The 1,093-nt window shown below is 71.7% G+C and carries 1 protein-coding gene; it reads right to left on the minus strand.

Annotated features, from left to right (window positions below; translation table 11 throughout):
• Positions 1–924: LysM peptidoglycan-binding domain-containing protein (locus tag H5J30_RS35065; RefSeq protein ID WP_374101070.1), on the minus strand; the 924-nt coding region annotated here is incomplete at its 3' end.
• Between the last annotated feature and the right edge of the window lie 169 nt (positions 925–1,093).

Here is a 1,093-nt window from a genome sequence, read left to right on the forward strand (position 1 = left end):
GGCCTGCCGGTCGTCACCGCCCTTGTCGCGCTCGTCGAGCGTGGGGCTGGACCTGTCGTACTCGTTGATCTGCTCGGCCTCGGACTTGGAGACCTCGTTGCGCTCGTCGGGCATCTCGACGAGGTCGCCGCCGTGCGCGTCGGCGGGCATCTCCATGATCCAGCCGGGGCGGATGAGGCTGGCCTGGCTGAGCTTGGAGCCGTCGGGCTGGATGCGGTCCTTGTTGAGCTGGTAGATCTCGCCGTAGCGGCGGCCGTCGCCCAGGTGGCGTTCCGCGATCTCCCACAGCGAGTCGTGGTGGCGGCCCTCGGGCGGCTGGATGCGGTAGAACTTCGTGTCCCGCTCGGCCTGTTCGCGGGTGTCCTTGTGCACCTCGCCGCCGGCGCCCTGGCCCTTGGGCGTCTCCACGTCCACGGCGGGCCTGGCGGTGTCGACCTGCTGGCCCGGGGTCTGCTGGGCGGCGGCGACCGGCGGCTGCTTGTGCTGGTCGAGCTGCTGGCCGATGTCGGAGAGGCCGGGAGCGAAGCTCGCGGCGCTGGCGGTGAGCAGCAGCACGGCGGCGACGAGCTGGCGGGCGAGCGCCTGGCTGGCGCCGGAGCCCGGCACCCGGCCCGGCATGCCCATCCCGGAGACGGCGGCCTTGGCCTCGACGAGCACGCAGGCGGCGAACTGCGCCCAGGCCAGCCAGACGACGACCGCGAAGACCTTGACGAAGACGTCGGTGGTCACGTCCTCGTTGAGCATGCTGAGGGAGGGCGCGGAGTCGGGCAGCGGCCAGCCGATGAAGTAGGCGAGCGCGCCCGGCACGCCGACGACGAGGACCACGAGCGCGAGGAAGGCGAAGAACGCCTTGATGACGTCGCCGAAGGTCCGGCGCTGGATGCGTACCGGTACCGGAGTCCTGTTCGCACTGCTGCGTGCCATCGCTGGTCCTGAGCCCTCCCGATCGGCGCGGCGCGGACCGCGGCCCTGATGCGCGCTTCGCGCGCGGGCCGCTGGGCGGCGTCCCCGTACTTGCCCACCTGACGTTACCGAAGGCCGTTTTGGGGGTCGAGCCCAGGCAGGTGACTGCATCGTCACGACCTCGTCACCG

It is taken from the genome of Streptomyces phytophilus (assembly GCF_013870535.1).
GTDB lineage: Bacteria > Actinomycetota > Actinomycetes > Streptomycetales > Streptomycetaceae > Streptomyces > Streptomyces phytophilus.